At 65.2% G+C, this 24105-nt stretch carries 21 protein-coding genes and 1 tRNA gene; 7 read left to right on the forward strand and 15 right to left on the reverse strand.

Annotated features, from left to right (window positions below; all coding sequences use genetic code 11):
* The first annotated feature begins 50 nt into the window (after positions 1-50).
* Positions 51-1169, forward strand: a complete 1119-nt coding sequence (locus AC56KZ_RS10340; RefSeq protein WP_497162065.1) for a succinylglutamate desuccinylase/aspartoacylase family protein — start codon at positions 51-53, stop codon at positions 1167-1169.
* Here AC56KZ_RS10340 and AC56KZ_RS10345 read toward each other — a convergent pair.
* From AC56KZ_RS10345 to AC56KZ_RS10355, 3 genes are read right to left on the reverse strand one after another with little or no spacing between them, the layout of a single operon-like run.
* Positions 1166-1843, reverse strand: coding sequence for a DUF6064 family protein (locus tag AC56KZ_RS10345; RefSeq protein WP_497162066.1), 678 nt, complete (start codon positions 1841-1843; stop codon positions 1166-1168). The genes AC56KZ_RS10340 and AC56KZ_RS10345 overlap by 4 nt on opposite strands.
* The gene (locus AC56KZ_RS10350; RefSeq protein ID WP_497162067.1) at positions 1840-2778 is read right to left on the reverse strand and encodes an aldo/keto reductase; all 939 of its coding nucleotides are present in this window, start codon (positions 2776-2778) and stop codon (positions 1840-1842) included. Before AC56KZ_RS10350 ends, AC56KZ_RS10345 begins: the two co-directional genes overlap by 4 nt.
* A 53-nt stretch (positions 2779-2831) precedes the next feature.
* On the reverse strand, positions 2832-3062 hold the full coding sequence (locus AC56KZ_RS10355) for a phage holin family protein (RefSeq protein WP_497162068.1): 231 nt from the start codon (positions 3060-3062) through the stop codon (positions 2832-2834).
* A 135-nt stretch (positions 3063-3197) separates the two neighbouring features.
* Between AC56KZ_RS10355 and AC56KZ_RS10360 the strand changes: the two genes are divergently transcribed.
* Both AC56KZ_RS10360 and AC56KZ_RS10365 read left to right on the forward strand, forming a co-directional pair.
* Positions 3198-3920 carry a S24 family peptidase gene (locus AC56KZ_RS10360; protein ID WP_497162069.1) on the forward strand — a complete coding sequence of 241 codons (723 nt, stop codon included), beginning with the start codon at positions 3198-3200 and terminating at the stop codon, positions 3918-3920.
* On the forward strand, positions 3920-4207 hold the full coding sequence (locus AC56KZ_RS10365; protein ID WP_497162070.1) for a hypothetical protein: 288 nt from the start codon (positions 3920-3922) through the stop codon (positions 4205-4207). The genes AC56KZ_RS10360 and AC56KZ_RS10365 overlap by 1 nt, the downstream gene beginning before the upstream one ends.
* Positions 4208-4267: 60 nt before the next feature.
* Here the strand turns inward: AC56KZ_RS10365 and AC56KZ_RS10370 are convergent.
* A tRNA-Gly gene (locus tag AC56KZ_RS10370) sits at positions 4268-4341 on the reverse strand.
* A 197-nt stretch (positions 4342-4538) separates the two neighbouring features.
* Between AC56KZ_RS10370 and xdp1 the strand changes: the two genes are divergently transcribed.
* On the forward strand, positions 4539-5324 hold the full coding sequence (gene xdp1, locus AC56KZ_RS10375; protein WP_497162071.1) for an exosortase-dependent surface protein XDP1: 786 nt from the start codon (positions 4539-4541) through the stop codon (positions 5322-5324).
* Positions 5325-5394: 70 nt separating this feature from the next.
* Here xdp1 and AC56KZ_RS10380 read toward each other — a convergent pair whose 3' ends face one another.
* Positions 5395-6423, reverse strand: a complete 1029-nt coding sequence (locus AC56KZ_RS10380) for a TraB/GumN family protein (protein WP_497162072.1) — start codon at positions 6421-6423, stop codon at positions 5395-5397.
* Between the two features lie 108 nt (positions 6424-6531).
* Complete coding sequence (locus AC56KZ_RS10385; protein WP_497162073.1) at positions 6532-6837, reverse strand: hypothetical protein; 306 nt, start codon at positions 6835-6837, stop codon at positions 6532-6534.
* A gap of 85 nt (positions 6838-6922) precedes the next feature.
* Between AC56KZ_RS10385 and AC56KZ_RS10390 the strand changes: the two genes are divergently transcribed.
* From AC56KZ_RS10390 to AC56KZ_RS10400, 3 genes are all read left to right on the forward strand, one after another.
* Positions 6923-7285: a VOC family protein gene (locus AC56KZ_RS10390; RefSeq protein WP_497162074.1), complete on the forward strand. Its 363-nt coding sequence runs from the start codon at positions 6923-6925 to the stop codon at positions 7283-7285.
* A 114-nt stretch (positions 7286-7399) separates the two neighbouring features.
* Positions 7400-7933 (forward strand): LPP20 family lipoprotein, encoded by a 534-nt coding sequence (locus AC56KZ_RS10395; RefSeq protein ID WP_497162075.1) that lies wholly within the window; start codon positions 7400-7402, stop codon positions 7931-7933.
* The gene (locus AC56KZ_RS10400; RefSeq protein WP_497162076.1) at positions 7923-9095 is read left to right on the forward strand and encodes a flagella assembly protein FlgT middle domain-containing protein; all 1173 of its coding nucleotides are present in this window, start codon (positions 7923-7925) and stop codon (positions 9093-9095) included. Before AC56KZ_RS10395 ends, AC56KZ_RS10400 begins: the two co-directional genes overlap by 11 nt.
* Here the strand turns inward: AC56KZ_RS10400 and AC56KZ_RS10405 are convergent.
* The 9 genes from AC56KZ_RS10405 to AC56KZ_RS10445 form a co-directional block, all read right to left on the reverse strand.
* Positions 9092-10579, reverse strand: coding sequence for a UdgX family uracil-DNA binding protein (locus AC56KZ_RS10405; protein WP_497162138.1), 1488 nt, complete (start codon positions 10577-10579; stop codon positions 9092-9094). The two genes, AC56KZ_RS10400 and AC56KZ_RS10405, sit on opposite strands and share 4 nt — an antisense overlap.
* Positions 10576-11808: a putative DNA modification/repair radical SAM protein gene (locus tag AC56KZ_RS10410; RefSeq protein WP_497162077.1), complete on the reverse strand. Its 1233-nt coding sequence runs from the start codon at positions 11806-11808 to the stop codon at positions 10576-10578. The genes AC56KZ_RS10405 and AC56KZ_RS10410 overlap by 4 nt, the downstream gene beginning before the upstream one ends.
* Positions 11809-11952: 144 nt before the next feature.
* A complete protein-coding gene (locus tag AC56KZ_RS10415; protein ID WP_497162078.1) occupies positions 11953-14739 on the reverse strand; it encodes a M16 family metallopeptidase in 2787 nt (928 codons plus the stop codon).
* Between the two features lie 79 nt (positions 14740-14818).
* Positions 14819-16405 carry a tetratricopeptide repeat protein gene (locus tag AC56KZ_RS10420; protein ID WP_497162079.1) on the reverse strand — a complete coding sequence of 529 codons (1587 nt, stop codon included), beginning with the start codon at positions 16403-16405 and terminating at the stop codon, positions 14819-14821.
* A 9-nt stretch (positions 16406-16414) separates the two neighbouring features.
* Positions 16415-18643: an EAL domain-containing response regulator gene (locus tag AC56KZ_RS10425; protein ID WP_497162080.1), complete on the reverse strand. Its 2229-nt coding sequence runs from the start codon at positions 18641-18643 to the stop codon at positions 16415-16417.
* Positions 18644-18650: 7 nt separating this feature from the next.
* Entirely contained in the window at positions 18651-20804 is a 2154-nt protein-coding gene (locus AC56KZ_RS10430; RefSeq protein WP_497162081.1) for an HDOD domain-containing protein, read from the reverse strand.
* Positions 20805-21076: 272 nt separating this feature from the next.
* Positions 21077-22357, reverse strand: coding sequence for a multidrug effflux MFS transporter (locus AC56KZ_RS10435; protein ID WP_497162082.1), 1281 nt, complete (start codon positions 22355-22357; stop codon positions 21077-21079).
* A 3-nt stretch (positions 22358-22360) separates the two neighbouring features.
* Complete coding sequence (locus AC56KZ_RS10440; protein WP_497162139.1) at positions 22361-23545, reverse strand: THUMP domain-containing class I SAM-dependent RNA methyltransferase; 1185 nt, start codon at positions 23543-23545, stop codon at positions 22361-22363.
* 103 nt (positions 23546-23648) lie between these two features.
* Positions 23649-24062 (reverse strand): CopD family protein, encoded by a 414-nt coding sequence (locus tag AC56KZ_RS10445; protein ID WP_497162083.1) that lies wholly within the window; start codon positions 24060-24062, stop codon positions 23649-23651.
* Positions 24063-24105 lie beyond the last annotated feature (43 nt).

Here is a 24105-nt window from a genome sequence, read left to right on the forward strand (position 1 = left end):
CGTTTTTGCGCGATAATTGCCGATTGCCGCCCATCCTGCCGAGACCCCCGATGCATTTCACCAAGCACCCGATCGCGATCGAAGACAACGTCGCCACCTTCCAGCTCACCTCTTTCCATTACGGCAAGCCGGGCGTCGGCAAGAAAGTCTATATTCAGGCGGCCCTGCACGCCGACGAAGTGCCGGCCATGCTGGTTGCTCATTTCTTGCGCGAGGAACTCGACCGCCTCGACGCGGAAGGACGCATCCAAGGTGAAATCATTTTGGTGCCGGCGGCCAATCCGATCGGGCTGTCGCAGACAATCCACGGCACGCCCTTCGGCCGCTACGACCTGTCGACCGGCGTCAACTTCAATCGCGCCTACAAACATGTAGCCGAAGATCTGAAGAATTCGCTCGAGGGCAAGCTTGGTCCGGACGCCGAGGCCAACGTGGCGCTGATCCGCGAACACGCGCGCCAGTCGCTGGCTGCCTGGGCGCCGACCACCAGTGGGGGCCTGCTTAAAAAAATCCTGCTGTCGATGGCGATCGACGCCGACATCATGCTCGACCTGCATTGCGACAACGAGGCGGTGCTGCACCTGTACGCCGGCGAGCCGCTGGCCGCGGCCGCACAGCCGCTGGCGACCCTGATGGGGGCGCATGCCGTTCTGCTTGCGCGCGAATCGGGCGGCGAGCCTTTTGACGAAGCCTGCAGCCGGCTGTGGTGGGAGCTGCTCGAACATTTCGGACCGGATGTCGCGATTCCCCCGGCCTGCGCCGCGATCACGGTCGAGCTGCGCGGGGAAAGCGACGTACGCTATGACCTGGCCCGACAAGACGCCGCCGCCATCCTGCAATACCTGGCGCGCGCAGGCATCCTCGACCTGCAGCTCACTCCGCTGCCGCAGGCGCTGTGCGCGCCGACGCCGCTGGAAGGGGTCGAACCGTTGACGGCTCCGCATTCGGGTGTGCTGGTCTTCGTGAAAAAGCTGGGAGAGCGGGTCGCCGCCGGGGAAACGGTCGCCGAGATCGTCAACCCGGTCACCGGTACCGTTACGCCAATCCGGCCGGAACGTCCCGGCGTCTTCTTCGCCAGCACGGCGCACCGGCATTTGCTGCGCGGCATGCACGTCTGCAAGATCGCCGGTGAAACGGCTTTTCGGGCCGGGAATTTGCTGAGCTCTTAAGGCGGGGACGGGCGCGCGCGGACACTGGCCACCGTCCGCAGCGCCAGCGCCACCAGGCCCGTTGCCGGCAACACCCAGGCCTGGCTTGAGCCCAGCTCCATCAGCGTCGCGCCGGTGAACGCGCACCACAGCAGCGGCACGATCCACAGCATCCAGCGTGCGCGCCACAGCAGCAAGGCGCCGAAAGTAAAGGCGACGCTTGGATCCGGCGCCAGGCCGAACAGTTCGGCCTGCATCCACGGCCGTCCGGCCAGCGGCGCCAGCAGTGGAAACGCCAGCAGCGCCAGCAAGCTGATGCCCAGCGCCAGCCTGGCCAGGCTGCCGTCCGGCGCGATCAAGCGTGCCGCGGCGCGCCGGCTCGCCAGCCACAGCAGCAACACGGCCTGCAGCGCGAATGCGATCGCATAATATGGCGCGGCGGTATTGATGGTGGCGTAGCGCTCGGCAAAATAGCCCCAGGCGACGCCTAGCCAGGCCAGCGCGAGCAACACCGCAGCCGTCCGCCCTGCCCGCTCGCCGCCGCGCAGCAGGCAGGCCACCAGGACGATGCCGGCCGCTATTGCCAGCAGCTGGGCCGGCCAGAGCGCCAGGCTATGCAGTTCGAATAGCCGAAAATACGTCGCTTTGGAAAACATCAGCAGGTCCGACAGCGCGTAGCTCGACCACTCGCTCATGCCAGCCGTTCCACATCGGCGATCATGCGCCGGCGCAGCGCCGCGTCCGGCAAGGGGCCGCGCGCGGCCAGCATGTTTTCGCGCGCATGCGCCGGGTTCGACGTGGCCGGAATGGCGCAGGTGATATCCGGATGCGAGGCGATGAATTTCAGCAGCGCCTGGGCCCAGGTGCTGCAGCCGATCTCAGCGGCCCAGCCCGGCAGTGGCTTGCCGGCGAGCGCCTGGGTCAAGTCTCCCTGGCGAAACGGCCGGTTGGCGATCACGGCAATGCGGCGCTCGCGCGCCAGCGGCAGGATCCGTTGTTCCACCTCGCGATCGAGGATGTTGTAGCTGACCTGCACGAAGTCGATCGGCTGGCTGCCCATGATCTTGAGAATCTCGCCATGGCGGCGCCCCTCGGAGGTCGTGATGCCGACATAGCGCAGGCGCCCAGCCGCCTTCATCGCGAACAGGGTACGTAAATGGTCTTCCCAGGCCAGCAGGTTGTGCACCTGGAGCAAATCGAAGCGCGGCACACGCCACAGCTTGCGCGAGGATTCAATCTGCGCCGGGCCACGCTCGCCCGCGCCGATCCAGACCTTGTCGGCCGAGAACAGCGCGGGCGGGTGGCCCAGGCGCACCAGCGCGTCGCCGATCACGTCCTGGGCAGAGCCGTACATCGGCGACGAGTCGATCATGCGGCCGCCGCCCGCAAAAAAGGCGCGCACGACCTCGGCACTGACGGCGCGCGCGGCAGGATCCCTGCCGACATTGAAGGTGATCCAGCTGCCGAGGCCGACGACGGGCAAGGCTTCGCCCGAGGACGGGATCTTGCGCAGAACGAGTGGTAATGCGGTGGCGGCGGTGGCGGCGGCGCCCGGTGCTGCGATGGCCATGCCGGCGGCGGCGAGCGAGGCTTGTAATAAAAGCCGGCGCTGGCGGGAATGTATTTTCATATTGAACCCCGTCTGGATCTGGTCTGGAACCAGGTGAATGTCAGGATAGCTGATTACTTCAGTTTCAGCCCCTCCAGCCGGGCCAGCGTTTCACGCTCGGCCAGCTCGGCCTGGCGCTGCTCGCGCGCATCCTTGCGGCGCATGTAGGCCAGGTTCGAGGCGCAGGTCACGAGCGCGGTCACGATCCCGGCCAGGACACTCCACTCTCCCAGGGTAAAAGACGCCAGGAGCGCAGCGAGCGCTCCAAGATAGCTCGTCATGTCGGGAAATGTCAGCTTGTTCATGGGTGTCCTTTCACTGGGCTTGGGTCAGCATCGCTGCGTTAGATATTGACAACGATTAAACAAAGTATAGGTATTCTATACTTGCTGGTCAAGATTTTCTATACAAACGCGCGCCGCTTCCTATACACTTGCGCCATGGAACTCAAGACAATGATTGCCAACTGGCTCAAAGAGGCGCGCAAGGATGCCGGCCTGTCCGGGGAAGCGCTCGGGACCAAACTGGCGTTCGCGCTGGGGACGGCGCGCGGCCATACCAAGGCGAATATCTCGCACTGGGAGACCGAGAAGCACAGTCCGAACCTCCAGCAATTGCTGGCCATCGCCAAGGTCACCGGTAAAAGCCTGCCGCCGGCCATCATCGCCGGCCTGCAGGGATCAAATCCCGAGGCCCTGATCCCGGGCGCGATGCGCGTCGAGCTGCTCGACCCCAACGACGAGGCGTTCGTCCAGGTGCCGATGGTCAAGCTGCGCCTGTCGGCCGGCGTCACCGGCTTCCAGACCGAGCCCGAGCAGCACGACGGCGGCACCGTCGGCATGCGCCGCGACTGGATCGAACGCAAGGGTCTGCGTCCGGCCAGCCTGATCGCCATCCTGATCAAGGGCCAGAGCATGGAGCCGACCTTGTACGAGGACGATATCGTCGTGATCAATACCGCCGACAGGAAGCCGGTGGTCGGCGAAGTGTTCGCCGTGAATTTCAATGGCGAACCGGTCGTCAAGCGCATGCAGAAAGACGGCGGCCGCTGGTGGCTGGCCTCGGACAACCCGGACCAGCGCACCTATTACCGCCGCGCCTGCGAGGGCGAGGCTTGCCTCATCATCGGCCGTGTCGTGCGCAAGGAAAGCGACCGGATCTGATGCGGGTGCAGATCACCGAATTCGCGCCGCACGGTTCGCCTGTCGTCGTGGCCATCGTCGAGCCGCGCTATACGGTGACAGGCGCGGCCGAGCCGGTATGGAAAACCGTCTCGGCGCACTTTCCGACGCGCCCGGTGATGCTGGTATCGATCGAGCCGAACGGTTTCCGGGCCTGGGCCCCGTTCCAGACCGCGCAGCTGCTGGCCTTGCTGCAGCTCGAGACGCTGGAACTGCGCGATCTCGATGTGTCGCTGCCGCCAAGGCAGAACGAAGCCCTGCCGTTTTAGGGGCGCTTTATCGGTATTGGTGGAGTGGCACTGCCAGGGCGGAAGGCTTTGATTTGTCGCTGGAGCGGGTGAAGGGAATCGAACCCTCGTCGTAAGCTTGGGAAGCTTCTGCTCTACCATTGAGCTACACCCGCGTTGCCAACATTCTACGCGCCTTGCGCATCCTTGCCAACATGGCAGTTAATTGCAATATTTATCATATTTGTGTCTATAGCACAACTACGCCCTTGAATCATTGAGCAAAAGCCAAGGTGGGTGATCAATTCCGGTAATTTTGTTGTACTATGTTAATGAATATATCTTAACGGAAACAATAATTTACAGGCTTATGATGAAATTGAATCAATTTAGCGCGCTCGCTTTCTCGCTTACCGTTGCAGCACATGGCGTGGCACAAGCTGGGCCGATTACTTTCAATGAATCGACTTGCGGCTACGCCAGTGCCACAGCCACTTCGGTGACGTGCGCGACGAGGGTGTCGGGTGTCAACCATACGGCAACGGCGACGGCATGGTCCGCTCCGACCAACGGTAAATTTGCAACTGCATCGATCGACTATTTTGCAGGCTACGGCCTGGGTATCGACGCCGCCGGCGAACCAGGTGACGGCTCCCAGCACTCCGCCGACAACGTCAACGGCACCGATGCCTTCCTGATCAATTTCGGCGCGGCCAACTTCGCCCTGAACCAGATTTCGATTGGCTGGCTCAATGGCGATGCCGACGTCAGCATCTTGCGCTATACCGGCGCCGGTGCGCCGGCTTCGCTTGCCAGCAATACGGTGGCGACCCTGGACGCGGCGGCGGATTGGGATTGGGTGGGTAACTACTCGACGCTGCGCACGAATCCTGTCCTGAACTTCAATACCGGCGCGAATGCCAAAACCGGCGCCTGGTGGCTGGTGAGTGCTTACAATTCGGCCTATACGGCGGGACCTATCCCAAACGATTTTGGTAACAGCAACGATTACTTCAAGCTCAACGGCTTTGGTGGCGAGCTCGTCGCCGTTGCTCCACCGGTGCCTCCAAACAAAGTTCCTGAACCAGGCAGCTTCGCGCTGTTCGGCATTGCGCTGGTCGGCTTTGTTGCCGCACGTCGCAAATGGCAAGCCAGGTAACTGCAGTGCAAGTCATGGCAGTCTGAAAGCGCCGGCACAAGCCGGCGCTTTTGCGTGCGCCCGGCGCATCTTATTTCGGCGGCTCCACCGTATAACCCCAGCTTTGCAGCGTGGCAATCACGCCCTTCGGGTTCAGGATTTCCTTGATGGGCACGACGGTAAAGGTGCTGGCATTGGTCTTCAGCGCCTTGTCGGCGGCCAGGAGCCAGCGGGCCATCGCTGTTTCCTGCGCGCTTTTCAGTTCTGGCTGATTCTTTCCGAGCGAGCTCGTGCCGACTGCGTGGATGCAGGCATTGGCCCGGTCACTGAAGTTCAGCTTGCGGATTTCGTCGAGCTCGCCGTTTGCCCAGGCATTCGCGTAGGTACGCATGGCGTCGACATCGGTGTCGAGGCTTTCGATCGTTTTCATCAGGCAGGGTGCATCGTCCATGGCCGACTTCTTGAAATCGCGCGCGGCCCTGCCGGGGTCCTTGATGGCCACCCGATAGGTCGCATCCGTGAATTTCAGCTTGTGCTTTTCCGCCAGCTTGCCGATTTTGGTGCGTACCTCGTCGTCTCCGGAAAGTCCGGCCTGCTTCAAGGCACGGCTGTAGAGTTCCCCGGCGACAAAGGTCGGGCGCTGGCGCTCGACGCCGCTGTCGTTGGCAAAATATTTTGCCTTCAATGGCTGCCAGCGTGCGTACACCTCAGGCGGCAATACATCCTTCAGTTCAGCGCCATCAGGATTGTTTTTGATGCCGATTGCGTAGGGCAAGGCGGTGACCGCATTCCAGCCGACCTCGAAGGAAAGACCTGGCGCCTTCAGGTATTCCTGGGATGCGGCGATGACTTTCTCGACCTTGGTCGAGCGCCATTCCATCCTGGATGGCAGCGGCGAATAGGTGCCGAACACCCACATCACATTGTTACCCTTCGATACTTTCCACATGCCTGGCCCCGGGCGGACGCCCGAAACGAGCACGGTTTGGGGAACGGCTTCGCCATTGTCGAGCGTCGACGCGGCGGCGGCCGGGGGAGCGACCGGAGTCACGGTCTGCGCCCCTGCCGGCAGGCTCAGGAAACACAAGCTCAGGACCGGCAATATGCGATTGGACATCATGGCATTTCTTTCTCTAGTTAATTACTGAACGGCATTGTCTTTACGTTAAGCGAACTAAGCAACCACCATCAAGCAACAAGATGTTACAAGAAGCATATGCATGCTTGGTTATTCCGCCTGCTTGCGCGCCGCCCAGGGCCGCAGCACCAGGTAGCCCGGCACGGCAGTGCGCGAGGGTCGCGTGACTTTGATCAGTTGCCGCCGTTCGAGCAAGGCGATGGCGCGCTGGGCAGTGACGCGCGACAGGCCGGTTTCCAGCGCCATCGTCGCATAGCTCAGCTGCACTGTACGGCCCTCGATCGCCTCGATCCGGTGCCAAAGATAAAGGTAAATGACGAAGGCGGCCGGCGAATGCTCGTGGCCGACGAGATCGGGCATCAGTACGTCAAGCACATACGGGTCCAGGATCGTCACTGTAGTCTTCAAGAGTATAGTCACGATGATTATAGCGCGACCCTGTCCCGTGCGAAAATGTCCGATGTCAACAGAGGAGACCCGCGTGATCACCCACATCAAATTCGTCAGCATCCCGACCCGCGACCAGGACGTCGCGCTTGCCTTCTATACCGAAAAGCTCGGCTTTCGCGTGATCACCGACCAGCCCTTCGGCAAACAGCGCTGGATCGAACTGCGCGTCGGTGCTTCCGACACGCGTTTCGTGCTGTTCACGCCGGATGGCCAGGAAGACCGCATCGGCAGCGCCTTCAACGGCTCGCTCGCCTGCGACGATGTCGAGGCGACTTACCGCCAGTTGTCGAGCCGCGGCGTCGAGTTCATTTCGCCGCCGCAGAAGCAGCCCTGGGGCGAATTCGCCATCATGAAAGATCCGGACGGTAACCAGTTCGTGCTGTCTTCCTCATGATCGATCTGGTCGTTACGGTAAATATTTCCGTACGTCCATAAAGATCCGGCCGCAGCGGCCGTTATTCTGACTGATACCGCGCCTTTCGCGCCCCGCATTTTTACCGGATCCGTCATGAAACTCGTCGCTGCCCTCGCCCTTGCTTGCGCCTCCCTGCTCTCCGCCTGCGGCACCCTGCATCTGCCTGCCCGACAGAGTGCCGCCCAGCCCGTCGTCACCCTGAACGCCACCGGCTATGCAGCCGTCAACAATACCGTCTGCGTCGGCCAGTGCGAGCGCGTGGCGCCGGCCCAGCGCAAGCTGCTGGCGATGCGCGCCTCGCGCCTGGATGCCTACCGCACCATGGCCGAGCAGGTCTATGGCCTGCGCATCGAAGGCGGCAGCACGGTGGCTTCGCTGGCGCTGAAGGACGACAGTTTCAAGGTGTATATTGACGCCTTCATCCGTGGCGCGCGCGTGACCAACGTCGCCCAGCGCGAAGACGGCACCTACGAGACGACGGTAGAGATGGATTTCGACGCCAATGCAGCCCGTTCCCAGGCGCAGGCACGCTACAGCGCCGCGCCCGGCGCAAGGAGCGCGCGCGCCATGGTCGGCAGCGCCGGTCCCGGCGCGAGCTATGGCGCCTCGTTCTACCATGCGCAGTAAATTCAGCGCCACCCTGCTGGCGCTGCTGCTGGCGCTGTCCCAGCCGGCCCTGGCCGCGCCCATCGAAGCCGAGGGTATCGCCGCGATCGCCGACGGCGGCGTGGCGCGTGCGCGCCAGCTCGCGATCAAGGATGCGCTCGAGCAGCTCGGCTTGCGCACCGGCGCGCGGATCGATGTCGCGGCCGGCTCGGGCCAGCGCGGCGCCTACGAAAGCAGCCGGGTCCAGCCGACCGCCGAATTCGACCGCTACAGCGTCGTGCGCGAATGGCAATCCGGCCCGATGCTGCATGTGCGCATCGCGGTGCAGGAAGAGGAAGCGCGGCCCAAGGGCAGCGTCAACCTCGGCTACAAGAAAAAAGTCGTCGTCACGCCCTTCCACGTGCGCCGCTCGCCCCAGCTCGACGATATCGACGACATCGCCACCCGCCTGCCGCAGGAACTCCTGAGCCGCCTCACCGGCACCGGCAAATTCCTCGGCAAAACCAGCCCCTGGGTGATTTCTCCCGGCAGCAGCGGGCCGAGTGCGGACACGGCCGCCGTGCGCCGCCTGGCCTCGCTGCACGAGAGCCAGTTCGTCATTTCAGGCGAAATCGTCGACGCCAGCAAGTTCGGCAAACCGGCCTTGTACGGCCTGATCGCCAGGGATGCGCGCCGCATCGAGATCGAATTCTTCGTGCACGATGGCCTGACCGGGGCCCTGCTGGCACGGCGCCGCGCCAGCGTGGAACAGGTGGGAGAGCAGCGCGTCGGCCGCGACAAGCCTTTTGGCAGCGCCAGCTTCGCGCAAACGCCGTTTGGTGGCGCGATCCTGCGCGCCCTCGACGAAGGCATCGCCGGCATCATGCTCGACCTCGCTCCCCTGCCCTTCATGGCGCGGGTGGTGCAGGTGCAGGGCGACCGCATTTTTATCGACGCCGGCGGCACCTCCTCGGTGACGCCGGGCGACCAGCTCGTGATTTATCGGCGCGACGCGCGCCAGCAGGTGTACGGGACCGATCCCCTGGTGCCGCTCGGCACGGTCGAGACGCCGGTGGGGACGCTTGCCATCGTGCAGGTGCAGCCCGGGTTTGCAATCGGCACCGTGACGCCGCCCGCGGCCGCGCGCCAAGTCAGCGCCGGGGATATGGTGCGTTTCGATGTGGCGGTGGCGCCGGGACCTTAAGTTGTTGCGGGCGGCCCGTTCAATAGCGCCTTGGCCAGCTTCAGCCCCTCGACCATCACAGTAAAGGCTTCCTTCTTGGTCTTCTCGTCCGGCACCCGCAAGATGTAGGACGGGTGGTAGACGGTCACGACCCAGCGCCCCTCATGCGCGATGGCCTTGCCCAGCGATTCGCCCAGCTTGGCATTCTTATCGCCGAGCACGGCTTTCAGCGCGGTGGCCCCGAGCGCCACGATCACCGATGGCTGGACGCTGGCCAGCTCCTTGTCGAGCCAGTAGCCGCAGGCTTCGACTTCGCGCTGCGCCGGCGTCTTGTGCAGGCGGCGCTTGCCGCGCGGCTCCCACTTGAAATGTTTCACGGCATTCGTCAGGTAGATCGCCTGGCGCTCCAGATCGGCCGCCGCGAACACCTGGTCGAGCAGCTTGCCGGCGGGACCAATAAAGGCCTTGCCGGCCAGGTCTTCCTGGTCGCCCGGCTGCTCGCCGACCAGCATGATCTGCGCCTGCGTCGGTCCTTCCCCGGGCACGGCCTGGGTCGCGTGCTGCCACAGCTCGCAGCGCCGGCACTCGTCGAGCTTGGACGGCTGCTGGCGCTCGGGCTGGGCGTCGGCCGGGGTGATCGGAATCGTAAAACCGCTTTTATTTCCCACGGCCTGGGCCTGGCCGGTGCTGCGCGCCCCCAGCTCGGCATTGCTGACCATGCCCGGGACGATCGCGCCTTCGGGCAGGTTTTTCCAGAAGCGCGAGGGTATGTGGCTTTGCAGGAGCTGGGCATTCACGCGCGCCGGATTGAAGATGCTGCGGTAATAGGTCAGCCAGAGAGCTTCACCGGCGTCATCCAGGTCGGCGGCGCTCGACATCAGGGGGCCCGTGTGGTGCAAGGTCGCACCGTCCCACATCACGCTGGCCTCGGGCGTGCCGATCATCCAGGTCACGCCGCCCATGCGGTTTTTGAAATGTTCGGCCACCTGCGGCAGCACGTCGTGGCGCGGCTCGAACCAGGCGGCGAAGCGCGGCGGGCCAGCCTCCAGGGGACGCTCGCGGAAACGGATATAGGCATGCATGTCGTGCTCCTCGCGCCGCACCGCTTTCACCATGGCCGCCAACTTGACGCCGTCGACGTCGGCCGGCGACTGCACGTCGTGCTCGCCGCGTTGCCAGCGCCAGATCACGCGGTACAGGAAGGCCCAGCGGTCGGGCACGCGGCAGCAGGCGGCCGACTGCAGCATGTCCATGAAGGCACGCGGAATGTGGGGCGGCGGTTTTAGTATGGTAGTGCCGGCAGGAGCATTATCACCAGGCGGCGAGGCAGCCGGCGCACCCGAGAACAGGTCGGCATCGAGCGAGGCGCTCTCGTTCCAGGTCACCAGTTCCGGCGCCACGCAGTGCATCAAGAGGTCGCGCGCGGCCGTGCGCCATTCGGTAAAGCTGGCAACCACCAGCGGCTGGCCGGCGGCAACCCTGGCAGAGGCAGCCGCCGCGTTCATGCCGCCTGCAACTCGGGCCACAGGTTCATCTGCTCGGCCGGGGCGCCGAGGTGGCGCCGCAGCAGGTCGGAACTGGCCAGGCCTTGCGCCGGCTTGTAGTCGGCCGTGACGACGAAGGGCGCGATCTTCTTCATGCTGCAGCGCAGGCGCGACAGATCTTCCCAGCGCACCCGGCGCAGGCGGCGCAGCTCGACGATGCGCTTGGCATTGCGCAGGCCGATGCCGGGCACGCGCGCGATCATGGTTTCCTCGGCGCGGTTCAGGTCCATCGGGAAGTGGTCGCGGTTCGCCAGCGCCCAGGCCAGTTTCGGGTCGATGTCGAGCGCCAGGTTGCCGGCGTCGGGCATCAGTTCGCCGGAGGTGAAACCGTAGCTGCGCAGCAGAAAATCGGCCTGGTACAGGCGATGCTCGCGCAGCAGCGGCGGGGGCGCCAGCGGTACGCTGTCCGGGCTTTGCGGGATCGGGCTGAAGGCCGAGTAGTACACGCGTTTGAGTTTATAGCTGCCGTACAGGGTCTCGGCGGTATTGAGGATGGTCTGGTCGTCGCTGGCGTCGGCGCCGACGATCATTTGCGTACTCTGCCCGGCTGGGGCAAAGGCCGGCAATTTCGGCTCGTCGGCCTTTTCGTCGAGCTTGCGGCGGATCGAACCCATGGCCAGCTTGATCGTGTGCACGTTCTTTTCCGGCGCCAGGCGGGTGACGCTGTCGTGCGTGGGCAGCTCGATATTGACCGACAGGCGGTCGGCATAGCGGCCGGCCTCGGCGATGAGCAGCGGGTCGGCGTCGGGAATGGTTTTTAAATGGATATAGCCGCGAAAATTGTGGACTTCGCGCAGCGTGCGCGCCACGGCGACCAGCTGCTCCATCGTGTAGTCACTCGACTGGATGATGCCCGAGCTGAGGAACAGGCCGTCGATGTAGTTGCGCAGGTAGAAATCGTGCGTCAACTTCACCACTTCCTCGACCGAAAAGCGCGCGCGCGGCACATTCGAGGTACGGCGGTTGACGCAGTACTGGCAATCGTAGACGCAGAAATTGGTGAGCAGGATTTTCAGCAGCGAGACGCAGCGGCCGTCGGGCGTATAGCTGTGGCAAATGCCCATGCCGGTAGTTGCGCCGATGCCGCCGTCGCTCCCGTCGGAAGCGCGTTTCGGGGCGCCGCTGCTGGCGCAGGAGGCGTCGTACTTGGCGGCATCCGCCAGGATTTCGAGCTTCTCGGAAAGTTTCATCGTGGCTGCGAAACTGTATGGGTGTACAGTATATACCAGCCACGATATGTACAGCCCGTGTCGGCAATCGAAACCGTGACAATGGCGGTTCAGTGCAGCACGACAGCGTGGGCTCGAGAGCCCACGCCAGGAACTACACCATCCTCACCTCACCTGCTTGCCGTCCTGATCCAGCACCACCACTTCGCCCCAGCCCAGCGAACGGATCCCGGCTTCCACCTTGCGCAGGTCGCCGATCACCATCCAGGTCACTTCATCGGGCTTGACGAAGCGGGCGGCGGCCTGGCCCAGCTGGGCCGGCGTGAGGGCCTTCAGGTTGCGCGAATAGTTGCTCCAGTAGTCTTCCGGCAGGTTCAGGTTGACGCTGGCCAGCGCCGCGCCTTCGAGTGCGCCGAGCGTCTCGAAGCGGCCGGCCAGGCGCGAGGTCATGTTGCGCATGATGCTCTCGTATTCGGTGCCCACCAGCGGCCGCGCGCCGGCCACGCCCTTGACCTCCATCGCCACTTCGCGCATCGCCTCGACCGTCTTGTCGGTCTGTACCGGCGCCACCGTGATGAAGCTGCGCTGGCCGCGCACGTCAAGCAGGCGTGCGTTGGTGCCGTAGCTCCAGTGCTTGTCCAGGCGCAGGTTGCGGTTCAGGCGCGAGGTCGCGATGCCGCCGAAGTTGTTCATCACCGGCTCGATCGCCAGGTCTTCCGGCTGGCCGTAAGGCAGCGACAGGTGCGCGGCGACGATCGTCGATTGCGGCGCATCCGGCTTGTCGACCAGGTAGAGCTTCCTGCCTGCGCTACCGTTCGATGCGCCGTTCGACGCCGTCACCTGCTTCGCCGGGGCTGTGCCCGCGGCCCACTTGCCAAACGAGGCTTCCAGGGCCGGCAGCAGCTTGTCCATCGTGGTGTCGCCGGCGACGATCAGGGTTGCGCTGCCCGGCTTGAACCAGGTCGCGTGCCAGGCCGCCAGGTCGTCGCGGGTGATGCCTTCGACGCTTTGGGTGCTGCCGCTGGCCGGCTTGCCGTAGGCGTGCTCCGGGCCGTACAGCAGGCCCGGCACCAGGCGGTTCGCCAGGCTGGCAGGCTGCGCCTTTTCCTGGCCGATCTGGGCCACGCGGCGTCCCTTTTGCAGCGTGAACTGCTCTTGCGGGAAGCTCGGCGCCAGCGCGGCGTCGGCCATGATGGCGAGCGACGGCGCCAGGTTGGCGGAGGTGGCCTGCAGCCGCACCAGCGACTGGTCGGCGCCGGTCCCGGTCGACAGGCGTGCGCCCAGGTTTTCCAGCGCGTCCGACAGCGCGAAGGCGTCGCGCGTTTTGGTGCCCTTGTCGAGCAGGTCGAGCGCCAGTGAAGCGGCGCCCGACTTGGCCAGCGTGTCCGACGCGGCGCCGGCGTCCACCGCCAGCGTCGCGTTCACGATCGGCGCCGTGTGGCGCTCGAGCAGGATCACTTTCAGGCCGTTCTTCAGCTGGGCGCGCTGCACGGCCGGGAATTTCACGTCCGGCGCCTCGCCCAGGGCCGGCAATACCTTGCGGTCCAGCGTCGATTTGACGGCAGCCAGTTTTGCGAACGGGCGCACCGTCATCGTGTAGTGGTTGGCGCGCAGCCAGCGCTTGCCGGCGGCCTGCACCTCGGCCGGCTTCGCCTGCGACAGCTGCTCCAGGCGATTCAGGTAGGCGTCGGGCGCGCCGCCGTAGGTCATGCTCTCGGCCAGCACGTCCGAGCGTCCGCCCAGGCCGCCGAGGCGCTCCAGGCTGCGCGAAAAATCGGACAGGGTGCGGGTCTTGACGCGCGCCAGTTCGGCCGCGGTGGGGCCCTTTTCGAGCAGCTCGGCGACGATGGCGTCGACCTCGCGTTCGACCAGCAGCGGATCGGTCCCCGGCTTGACCGTGACCACGACATTGAAGGTGCCGGCCAGCTCCGCATCATTCACGTAGGCGCTGACATTCGTGGCGAGGTTCTTCTCGTACACCAGCCGCTTGTCGAGCCGTGCGCTCTTCGAGCCGGCCAGCACTTCGGCGAGCAGGGTCAAACGCGGGGTATCGGCGTCGCGCCAGGAAGCGACGTGCCAGCTGCGGTAGATGCGCACCTGCGGCACATGGTCTTCCATCTCGTCGCGGATGTTGCGTTCCAGCGTGGGGATCCACTGCTCGGTACGCGGCAGCGGCGGGCCCGGCGGGATCGCGCCGAAGTATTTGGTGACCAGCTCGAGCGCCTTTTCCGGCGTGATGTCGCCGGCCAGCGAAATGACCGCGTTGTTCGGGCCGTAATAGGTGCGGTACCACTCGCGGATGTCTTCCAGCGAGGCGGCGGATAAATCTTCCATGCTGCCGATGGTCGACCACGAATACGGGTGCGAATACGGGTACATCTTGGCGCCGATTTCATTGCGCACGCGGCCATAGGGCTGGTTTTCGCCCTGGCGCTTTTCGTTCTGCACCACGCCGCGCTCGCGCTCGAGCATCTCCTTCGAGATGTAGTTGCCGAGGAAGCCCATGCGGTCCGATTCGAGGAACAGGGTGCGCTCCAGCGCCGACACCGGCACGTCTTCGAAGAAGTTGGTGCGGTCGGTATTCGTGGTGCCGTTGCGGTTGTTCGCGCCGAGGTCGTCCATCGCCTCGCGGAAGCCGCGCGGATAGTTTTCGGAGCCGTTGAAGAAGAAGTGCTCGAACAGGTGGGCGAAACCGGTCTTGCCGCGCTTTTCGTTGCGCGAACCGACGTGGTACCACATGTTCACGCCGACCACCGGCACGCTGTGGTCCTCGTGGACGACCAGGGTCAGGCCGTTCGGCAGCACGAATTTCTTGTGGTTGATGGTGTAGGCTTTGCGGTCGAATTTCACTACCGGGGCGGCGGCTGGGGCGGCGTGCGCGGGCAGGACGGCGGTCGAAGCGAAGGCGAGCGCCAGCGCCAGCGCCAGCACGGCAGGAAGCGGTTTGTTCATGGATCTCCGGGGGAACGTTGTGGTTGTTGTGTCCGTATTTTAACCGTGGGGGCCGGCGATCGGGATGGGTTTTGGGCCCTTACGCCGCTTCGCGCTCGACTCCGCGCACCTGCGCCAGCTGCTCCGCCGTCATGCGGCCAAGCACCCGCTTCATGTACGGTCCCGCCGCTGCGATGCCGCTGCTTGCTGCCCGCGCCAGCCAGCCATGCGCCTCGACCAGGTCGCGCATCGTGCCCTGCCCCATCGCCAACATCACGCCGATATTGAACTGCGCCCGCGCATGGCCCTGGCGCGCAGCGCACAGGTACCAGAAATGGGCGGCTTCGTCGTCGCGCTCGGCGCCATGGGCGGTGTCATGGCGCAGTCCGAGCGCGAACTGGGCCAGCGCGTGGCCGGCGTCGGCCGCCTTGCGGTACCAACCGGTCGCCTCCGCGGGATCGACCGACTCGCTGCGGTCGAGCAGGGTGGCGACCATGTGCTGGGCCGGCGCATAGTCCTGCTCGGCCGCGCGCAAATACCAGCGCAGCGCGCGCGCCGGATCGGGCGCCACGCCAGCGCCGTTCTCGTAGCGCAGGCCGAGGTCGAACTGGGCGCGCAGGTGGCCCTGCTCGGCCGCGCGCACATACCACTCGACGGCCTGGGCCGGATCGTGCTCGATGCCGATGCCGCCATCGAGCAGCTGGGCCAGGTGGTACTGCGCCGCCGGCAGCCCCTGGACGGCGGCTTGCCGGTACCAGTTTGCGGCCTGCGCGTGGTCGCGTTCGACGCCCTGGCCGTGCTCGTAGCGCAGGCCGAGGTTGTCCTGCGCGCCCGCATGGCCGCGCTCGGCGGCGCGGCGGTACCAGGTCAGGGCCGCCGCTTCGTCGCGCGCCACGCCATGGCCGCTGTCGAGGATCAGCGCGAGGTTGAACTGGGAACTGGCGTGCCCCTGGGCGCCGGCGCGCTCGTACCAGGCAATCGCCTGGCGGCTGTCCTGCTCGACGCCCTCGCCATGATCGTCACCCTTATCGTAGCGCAGCGCCAGGTTGAACTGGGCCGGTGCATAGCCCTGTTCCGCGGCCAGCCGCAGCAGGGCCAGGGCCTCCACCGGATTGCGCTCCACGCCCTGGCCGCTGTCGTAGCGCAGGGCGAGGGCGAACTGCGCGCGCGCATAGCCCTGGGCCGCGGCGCGCCGGTACCAGGCCAGCGCCGCGTCCAGGTCCTGGGCCATGCCCTTGCCGCCTTCGAACATCATGCCGAGGTTGTGCTGGGCGCCGGGGTCGCCCTGTTCGGCCGCCTGGCGGAACCAGTGCAGCGCCAGGCCGATGTCGGCCTGGACGCCCTGCCCCTTCGCATACAGCCAGCCCAGGTTGTACTGGGCCGGCGCATACGCCTGCTCGGCCGCCCGGGTGTACCAGTAGATCGCCTCGGCCTGGTCCTGCGCCACGCCCTGCCCCTTCTGGAACATGACGCCGAGGTTGTACTGGGCGTGGCTCAAGCCGGCTTCGGCCGCCTTGCGGTACCAGGCCACGGCCATGGTTTCGCTGCGCGCCACGCCTTCGCCATTGGCGTACATGTAGCCCAGGCTGTGCTGGGCGCTGGCGATGCCGCGCTCGGCCAGTCCCTTGACGCGCAGGTACTCGGCCGTGTGGCGTTCGCTCGGGACGGGCGCGCTGGCGCTATGCATGGGCAGGGGTCAGGCGCGCAGCACGCGCACGGCCGGCCGCGGGGGCCGCGGCGCGGACGCCATCGGCACCTGGGCGCGCAGCACGCCGATGAAGGACGAGAGCGAAATCGGACGGTGGAACAGGTAGCCCTGCATCGTTTCGCAGCCGTTGGCGCGCAGGTAATCGGCCTGCGTCTCGGTCTCGACGCCCTCGGCGACCAGGTTCAGTTTCAGCCCGCGTGCGATCGAGATGATCGCAAGGATCACCGGGTAGTGGCCGTTGGCGTCGTGGATCTCCTGCACGAAGGACTGGTCGATCTTCATCGTGTGGATCGGGAAGCGGTGCAGGTAGGAGAGCGACGAGTAGCCGGTGCCGAAGTCGTCGATCGCTACCGATACGCCCAGCTGGCACAGTTTATTGAGCTGCTCGATCGCATACTGCGGATTGCGGATGCAGATGTTTTCGGTGATTTCGACCTCGATCTGGCCGGGGGAAATTCCGTAGCGCACCAGGGCGCCGCGCATCTTCTCGAAGAAGTCGCCGCGGTCGAGGTATTGCGGCGACAGGTTCAGCGACAGTTTGACTTCCTGGCCGCTGGCCAGGTTCCACTGCAGCATGTCGCGGCACAGGGCGCCGATCATCCAGTCCGAAATCGGCAGCATCAGGCCGTTCTCTTCGGCGAAAGGCAGGAACTCGCCGGCGGCCAGCAGGCCGCGCGTCGGATGGTTCCAGCGCATCAGCGCTTCGGCGCCGACGATGCGCCCGCTGGTCGAGTCGATCTGCGGCTGGTAATACATCTCCAGCTCGTTGTGCTCGAGCGCGCGGCGCAGCGCCTGCTCGAGCGCGATCTTCTGGTGCGACACGTCGAGCATCGAGTTGTGATAAAAACTGTGGCCGTTCTTGCCCAGCGCCTTGACCTGGTACATCGCGATGTCGGCATGGCGCAGCAGTTCGTCGATCGATTCGCCGTCGCCGGGGTAGATCGCAATGCCGATCGAGGCCGAGATGTGCACTTCGTGGCCGTCCAGGTCAAACGGGCGCTGCAGGCTCTCGAGGAACTTGTCGGCGATGATGCGCGCGTCGTCGCGGTCGCGCAGCTCGGGCAGGACGATGGTGAACTCGTCGCCGCCCTGGCGCGCGATGGTGTCGCCGCGGCGCAGGCAATCCTTCAGGCGCACCGCCGCCTGCTGCAGCAGCTCGTCGCCCTTGACGTGGCCGAGCGTGTCGTTGACCAGTTTGAAACGGTCGAGGTCGATGAACATCACCGCCAGTTCGGTCTGCTTGCGCTTGGCCTGGATCACGGCCAGGCCGAGGCGGTCCTTGAACAGGATCCGGTTCGGCAGGTCGGTCAGGATGTCGTGGTAGGCCTGGTAGGAGATGACTTCCTCGGCGCGCTTGCGGTCGGTGATGTCGCGCGCCACGCCATAGGTGCCGAAGAATTCGAGCTTGCGCACTTCGCCGTCGGGCACGTGCATGCCGATCGAGTTCAGCGAGATCGTCATCAGGGTGTTGTTGAAGGTGCGGTCGCCGGTATTGCTGCGCGCGCCCCGGCACTTCAGGCGCAGTTCGACGTTGCGCGAGGCGCGTTCGTCGACGCGGCGCTCGTTGAAGACATAACGCGCCCGCTCGAGGTCTTCGTCGTGCACCAGGATCGAGTAATGCTTGCCGATCAGCTCATCGCGCGAAAAGCCCAGCAACTGGTAGGCGCGGTCGTTGACGAAGGTGAAGCGGCCTTCGTGGTTCAGCGTGTAGATGATGTCCGGCGAGCTGTCGACCAGGTAGCGGTACATCTTTTCCGAGTTTTCCAGCTGGTTCGCGATGCGCAGGTTGGCGCCGGCCAGGCGGCGCTGCTCGAGCGCGTTGCCGACCGTTTTCAGCAGCTCTTCGCGGCTGTAGGGCTTGCGCAGGTAGTCGTAGGCGCCGCGCTTCAAGGCGCCGATGGCCGCGTCGATGCCGACTTCGCCGCTCATCACGATGACGTCGGCGTCGACGCCGCGCTCGTTCATGAAGTCCATGATCTCGTGGCCGCCGATGTCGGGCATGCGCAAATCGAGCAGGACCAGGTCGAAACGGAAGCGCGACAGGTGGGCGATCGCCTCGGTGCCGGAGCTGGCCGTGGTCAGGTGGAAGCCGCGGTCGCGCAGCAGTTCGTAGAGCGAAGCGAGCAGGCGCGGCTCGTCGTCGACGAGGAGCAGGCGTGGCTGGTCTTCATAATCGGCAGGTGCGCCTGGTTCGCCGCTAGCGCTGTACTCGTTCATCATGACCTTAAACAGAACCGATTGCGCGCGCCGGAAGTGCCGGCGCCGGGTTGGAGCTGGTGCCGGACCAGGCCGGCAGCAGGATTTCGAATGCCGTGCCGCCACGGCCGCTGCGGCAGGCGATCTGGCCGCCCAGCTTCTTGACCAGGCCATGGACGATCGACAGGCCCAGGCCACGGTGCGCGCCGTCCTTGGTGCTGCGCACAACCGAGAACAGGTTGGCCATCACGTCCGGCGACAGGCCCGGACCGGTATCGGTCACGGCCAGTTCCAGGTACAGCTTGCGCTCGCGGTGGACATGGCCGCGGTTGACGATCTCGATGCGCCCGCCACCGGCCAGCGCCTCGACCGCGTTCTTGACGAGGTTCACCAGGATCTGCTTGAGCAGGTCGGCGTCGCCCTCGACCAGGCGCGCCTCGTCGTTCATGCTGGTGGCGATCTGGACGCCGGCCGGGACGAACTGGCCGGCGCGGAACAGGCGCACCACCTCGTCGACCACCTTGGCCACGTCGAGCGGACGCGGACCGGTGGCGGCCGGCTGGATTTCGGCCAGGCTGCCGATCAGCTGGCCGACGCGGTCGATCTCTTCGTTCAGGACCGACATTTCGGTGGTAACCGGCTCCTGGCGCGCCAGTTTGCTGTCGAGGACACTCAGGTAGTTCTTAATGATCGACAGCGGGTTGTTCACCTCGTGCACCACGCGGCGCGAGGCCTCGCGGTATTCCTCGGCGACGCTGGCCAGCTGGCGCCGCGCATTGCCGCGCTCGGAAAACGCGGTTTCGAGCGCGCTCGCGGCCTGGGCGCCGAAGGCCTGCATGAAGCGCTCGCGCTTCTGGCAATCGGCCAGCTGCCAGCCCTGGATGCCGCCGACCATCACGCCGAGGCAGCGCCCGCCCGCCACCAGCGGCAGGCAGACCATGCTTTCGGTGCCGAGCATGCGCAGCAGCTGTTCTTCGGGCAGGGCGAGCGCCTCGGCGTCGCGCCGGATATACGCGGTGCGCCGCTGCTGCACGGCCTCGGCCACCTGGCCGCCCCTGCCCAGCGGGATGGTGAACTCGGCGATCCGACCGCTGCTGCCACTCGGCGCGCCGACCAGGGTCTGGCCGGTGGGGTTTTCGAGCAGGATCACGGTGTTGTCGAAATCGAAGAGGATGCGCGCCGAGCGCGTCATCGATTCGAGCAGGCCGCTTTCGCCCTGCTGGCGCGCGAAGGTCTGGCCGACTTCCGACACCAGCACCAGGTTGCGCACTTCTTCCGAGAGGCGCTGCTGGACCGGGTCGAGCGTCGGCGGCGCATAGGCCGGCGGGGTCGGGATGTCGTCGGCGCCGGCGAGGTCGATGCCGAGGTGGGCGGCGGCCTTGTCGACCTGGCGCGCGCCCGATGTCAGCATCGCGTCGAGTTCAGTCTCTTCGATGCCGCACAGCGCCGCGCCCTCGCCCATTGCCTCGCGGTCTTCGGAGTGGCAGGCCATCAGGTGCGCCAGGCGCACGATGCGGATCAGGGGATGGGCCGACTGCAGGCGCTCGCTCGACTCGTGGTGGTACAGCACGGCGTCGGCCATGAAGGAGTCGAGCTGCCAGCGCTCGATCAGCCAGGCGCCGGCTTCGGCGTGGGTGATCTGCAGCGTGCGCTGCTCGACCGCGCACAGGTTTTCGTCGTCGCGCGCGGTAAAGTTGAACGCGTATTCCTTGGGCGCGGTGGCCAGCAGCGCCAGGCGTCCGACGTTGTGCAGCAGGCCGGCCAGATAGGCTTCCTCGAGCTGCGGATAGTCGATGCGGCGCGCGATGTCGCGTGCGATCACGGCCGCTGCCAGCGAGGTTTTCCAGAAGGCGCGCAGGTCGGTGCTGCCGGAATGCGGGAAGCTGCTGAAGGTCTGGAACACCGAATCGCTGATCACCAGCGTCTTGATCATGTCGGTGCCGAGCGCAACGAGCGACTGTTCGAGGCTGGTGCCGCGGCCACTGCGGTGATAGGCCGAACTGCTGGCCGTGGCCAGCAGCTTGCCGGTAATGCCGGCGTCGTTCGCGATCAGGGCCGCCAGCTCCGGCATGCCGAGGTCGTCGGCCTGCAGGTGCCCGAGCAGCTTGATGAGTATCTGCGGCATCGCCGGCAAGCGGGCGATCAACAGGCGATTGCGGATATCCTGGTCTGGTTGATGCATTGTCTCAAGCGAGGACGCCACTAAACGATGGTTGCGGGGTGGCGCTCCCGACGGGGCTACCACGACATGACAATCAAGCAATCTTTGAAACAGAGAAAATAAATTGCCTCTGTTCCATTGTTAAAAAGCCGTCTTAGCATATATACATTTCTGATCAGGAACAATACTTTCTGTAAAAAGTCTGGTCAGTCCTGGGACAATTATGCATATTAGGTACACTTTATTGCAATAAAAGCATTTTTACACCTGAAACGGCGGTGTCATGCTCAGTGCTACGCGCCGCGCTGCTCCCTGACCCGGCGGTAGCGGCGGGCCGTCAGCCACAGCAGCAGCGAGAGCACGGCGAAACCGGCCTGGCCCAGCGCCAGCGCCAGCACCGAATGCGACAGCGCCGGCGAAATCACGCCGGCCACGATTGCGCCGAGCAGGGTCGTGATGAAGGACTGGCAGGACGCGGCGGTACCGCGGATGTGCGGGAACAGGTCGAGCGCGAGCAGGGTCGCGCCGGGCGAAATGAGCGAGCTGCCGAAGGTGAACACGAACATCGGCAGCACCGTCCACGGCAGCGCCGGCGGCAGGAACAGGTGGTAGCCGACATTGAAGGCGACGGCGCTGAGCATGAAGCCGAAACCCATCCAGATCTGGCGCGCGAAGCTCTGCTTGCCGGCCATGCGGTTGGCCGCCATCGAGCCCAGGAAAATGCCGCTCACGGTCGGCACGAACAGCCAGGCAAATTCCGAGGGGCCGAGCCCGAGGTGCACCGGCAGCAGCACCGGCGAGGCGGTAATGTAGAGGAACAGCCCGGCAAAGTTCAGGGCCGTGATGCCGGCCTTCAGGTGGAACAGCACGGAGCTGAAAATGGCGCTGTAGCTCTGCGCCAGGAAGCGCGGATTGAAGGGCTGGCGCTGGCCGGGCGGCACCGTTTCCGGCAGGTGCTGCCAGCATACCCAGCCCAGCACCACCGTATAGCCGCACAGCGCCAGGAAGATCGCGCGCCAGTCGAACCAGGTGACGATCCAGCCACCCAGCACCGGAGCCAGGGCCGGCGCGATCGAGAAAATCATCGTCACCATCGACAGCAGGCGCGCCGCCGGCGCATCCGAATACAGGTCGCGGATGATGGCGCGCCCGACCACCACCCCGGCGCCGGCCGACACCCCCTGCATGATGCGGAACACCCACAGGTAATGCACGGTGGAGGCGGCCGCGCAGCCCAGGGTGCCGATCGCGAACACAACCAGCGCCACCAGGATCACGTTGCGCCGTCCAAACGCGTCCGACAGCGCGCCGTGCCACAGCACCATGCCGGAAAACGCCAGCATGTAGGCGGTCAGGGTCTGCTGCACTTCGAGTGGCGTGGCCCGCAAGTCGGCCTGGATCTGCGGGAAAGCCGGCAGGTAGGCGTCGATCGAGAACGGCCCCAGCATCGCCAGCGCCGCCAGCACCATCGCCAGGCCGCCTGCCGACAGCATGACGATCTTGTGCGGCGCCGGCAGCGGCACCGGGACCACGGGGTCTTTCGGCAGCAGGTCGGGTTCGGTCGGCGGCAGCATGGCTTATTCCTGCGGCAGGCCCGGTTTTGGCTTGGCTTCCTCGCGGCGGTTGTAGCCGGCCACCATGTCGAAGCGGAACAGGCGGCATTCGAGGGCGCCGTTGAAGAACGGCGTCTTGCGCGCTTCTTTCAGGCGCAGCAGCTTCGGCAGCGACAGGTCGGCGGTGAACAGGAACACGGTCCAGCCGGCGAAACGCTGCTTGAGCGTGGTGCCCAGCGCCGAATAGAAAGACACCGCCATGTCGTCCGGCGCCATGGTCGAATCCCCGCGCACGCCGATGCGTTCGCCGTAGGGCGGGTTGGTCAGCAGGATGCCCGGGCCCTCGACCGGCGGGCTCACGTGCTGCGCCTCGATCTGTTTCAGGGGCACTTCAAACATGATGCCCGCGATTTTCAGGTTATGCCGCGTCATCTCGACCATGTCGCCGGAAATGTCGGAACCGAAGATGCTGGGCTCTGCAGGCAGCGGATTGGCCTTGATCGCGGCCTTCATGTCTTGCCAGGCCTTGCTGTCGAAATCGGCGAATTTTTCGAACGCGAAGCGGCGCCGCGCGCCCGCGGGAATACCCTGCAGGATCTGGGCCGCCTCGATCAGGATCGTGCCCGAGCCGCACATCGGGTCGAACAGCGGCGTGCCCGGCTTCCAGCCCGCCACGCGCAGCATGCCGGCCGCCAGGTTCTCGCGCAGCGGCGCGTCGCCCGTTTCTTCGCGCCAGCCGCGCTTGAACAGCGCTTCGCCCGACGTGTCGAGGTAGATGATGAAGTTGCGCGCATCGAGGAAACCGACGATGCGCATGTCCGGCTCGCGCGTGTCGACCGACGGGCGCTCGCCGAACTGGTCGCGGAAGCGGTCGCAGATCGCGTCCTTGATTTTCAGGGTCGTGAATTCGAGGCTGCGCAGCGGCGATTTCACCGCCGTGACGTCGACCCGGATCGTGTGGCCGACGCCGAACCAGTCTTCCCAGGGCTGCTCGAGCACGAGGTCGTAGATGTCGTTTTCGGTGGTGTAGCTGCGCTGGGCCATGCGCATCAGCACGCGCGAGGCAATCCGCGAATGCAGGTTGACGAGGTAGGAATCGACCAGGCTGCCCGAGCAGTGCACGCCGCCCGGCACCTGTTGGTGCACCTTCAGCGTACTGCTGTGCTGCTCTGCGATTTCAGCGATTTCTTCGGCAAGCGCCGCTTCCATGCCGCGCGGGCATGGGCAAAAATATGAGGTCATGGGAGTACCCTTTGTCCGTTGGTAAAAAAAGATTGTTGCCGCAAGCGCCTCCGCTTGCGGCCATGGGAATTCAGAACGGCTTGACCACCACCAGGATCACGATCAGGACCAGCAAGACCACCGGCACTTCGTTGAACCAGCGATACCAGGTATGGCTGCGCACATTCGCGCCGCGCTCGAATTTCCTGAGCAGCGAGCCGCAGGCATGATGGTAGCCGATCGCCAGTACCACCAGCGCCAGTTTCGCATGCATCCAGCCGCCCTTGATGCCGAAGCCCAGCATCAGCCAGAGGCCCAGCAACAGCGCCGGCAGCGCCAGGATGGTCGTGAAACGGAACAGCCGGCGCGCCATGCCGAGCAGGCGCGCAGTGGCAGCGGCGTCGCTTTCCTGGGCCAGGTTGACGTAGATGCGCGGCAGGTAGAACAGGCCGGCGAACCAGGAGGCGATGAAGATGATGTGGAAGGCTTTGATCCAGAGGTACATAAATTCCTTATTATTAAAACATCAGAGCGCCTGACAGCGCCCT

Source organism: Telluria sp. LT2P34, from assembly GCF_059685915.1.